The sequence below is a fragment of the Vibrio sp. 10N.222.48.A3 genome, assembly GCF_041475345.1.
In the GTDB taxonomy this organism is placed as follows: Bacteria; Pseudomonadota; Gammaproteobacteria; order Enterobacterales; family Vibrionaceae; genus Vibrio; species Vibrio tasmaniensis_A.
Genome location: NZ_JBFRVX010000527.1, coordinates 1 through 1,743 on the forward strand (window position 1 = coordinate 1; position 1,743 = coordinate 1,743).

Consider the following 1,743-nt stretch of genomic DNA (forward strand, 5'->3'; position numbering starts at 1 on the left):
ACATTATATATAGCAAAAAGATGACCGCAACAAAAAAATCCTTACCCTCAATGAGGATTCGCGACTAATTAGTTAACGTTTGCGCAAACTGATCTATAAATGCGCAAACTCACAGATAAAACAGCGATAACCGCTTTATGAAACACGAACGCAAAAGTTCAGATGTAAAAAAGCAGCACTCATTGAGCACTGCTTTTATAAAGCATCCAGATTGATTAAGCGTTTTTGAACGCTTTCATTGCTTGAAGATGTTGAGAGATCTTTTTGAATTTATGACTCTCTTTCTCATCCCAGATTACGTCGTAGTAATCTTCTAGCGCGGCAGCGGTTTTGGTATTGTCGTGGATTTCATCTTCACGAGACAACACTACCAAACAGCGTCCTTTGTTTTTCATACGATACTGAGCAACACATTTAGTTGCGATGTCTTCGTATTCTTCTGGACGGTCAATTCGACCCACCATGTTATTCTCAGGATGCAGATTAGGGTTGAACACCACCTGCTTAATTCCACATAAGAAACCAATACGCTCAGACCAAAAACCACCTAAACCTACACCACAAATAATGGGATGCGGATCATCGGATTGCTCTATCACCTTATGCACTTCTTTAAGCAGATGCTGCATATCGTGTTTTGGATGCAAAGTACTGTAGTTGATGAAACGAACGTCATCATCAATGAATTGCAACTGCAGTATTTTTTCGTGATTGCCCGGGCTTGTTGAGTCGAAGCCGTGTAGATAGATAATCATTGTACCTCCCCCATTGAATATTGGTACGTTTTGATCAATCTAACACGAAAAACAAGGTTTTAAAGGGAAGACCTCTGAAATTATATTTTTCACTTCCTAAACGTGATCATAGCTACATAAAGTGTGACTAAGAGCCTCTGCTTCACGCAGATAACTGTCATCGCCCCATAGCTGATGAGCAAGTAAATACCACAGCATTGCCATCATTTGGCTTCTTGGTAACCAGGCTTCTACTCCGTCAAGCCAAGATTGGGGATCATGGATACCTCTTAGCTGACAGTACTTATTAACAGCTTCTATAACTGGTAATCGGGCAACAGCAATAGTCAGCGTAAGATCAAGCCTTGGGTCTGCTAGCGCTGCGTATTCCCAGTCAATGATCTTAATCCCATCTTGATTCTTCACAAGGTTATAGCCACCGAGATCAAAATGACACAAAGACAGGCCTACACTTGGGATACTTGGAGCCACGCGCCACTCTTGATAAATCTTGGTGCAGGTTTCAGTCTTATGAACCGCATCAAGCTGAAGCCAGTAGTGGTCAACTCGAGCCGTATAGCTGAACGGTTGGAGCGGCAGTCGCGCAGTATTAACCAAATGCACTGAGATCAGCGTCTTCAGTAAATCATCCTGCTCGAGTCCTTCGTACAACGTCTCACCCGCGATCCATTCAACCAGTAAGCCTTGCTCATTGACCACTATCGGACTTGGTCCGATATCTAGACGCTCAATAGCAGACAGTACTTGATACTCTTCATGGCGAGAGATGAAGAACGCTTTGGTGATGGGGGTAATTGGACGCCAAACATACGCGGTGCCATCGGCTAAAACCAATTTCCAACATCGATTAGTCAACCCACCTGTCAGTGTCTGTGCTCTGATTGGAGGCTCAGAAAAGTAGCCATCAAGAGAACTCAAACTGGTATCAAGAAGCTTTGCTTCAGACCAAGAAAAAATCGCCATATTTACTCCCTATAAACGTCTTAAC

Annotated in this window: 2 protein-coding genes; both read right to left on the bottom strand. The window is 43.0% G+C overall.

Annotated features, from left to right (window positions below):
* Positions 1-215: 215 nt before the first annotated feature.
* Complete coding sequence (ycfP, locus tag AB4653_RS15255; RefSeq protein WP_009847155.1) at positions 216-755, bottom strand: alpha/beta hydrolase YcfP; 540 nt, start codon at positions 753-755, stop codon at positions 216-218.
* Between the two features lie 96 nt (positions 756-851).
* Complete coding sequence (locus AB4653_RS15260) at positions 852-1,718, bottom strand: phosphotransferase (protein ID WP_009847156.1); 867 nt, start codon at positions 1,716-1,718, stop codon at positions 852-854.
* Positions 1,719-1,743: the final 25 nt, after the last annotated feature.

Bases quoted from the DNA above. Each gene is read 5' to 3' on its own strand.
- ycfP (WP_009847155.1), bottom strand. From the start codon at position 755: ATGATTATCTATCTACACGGCTTCGACTCAACAAGCCCGGGCAATCAC.
- AB4653_RS15260 (WP_009847156.1), bottom strand. From the start codon at position 1,718: ATGGCGATTTTTTCTTGGTCTGAAGCAAAGCTTCTTGATACCAGTTTG.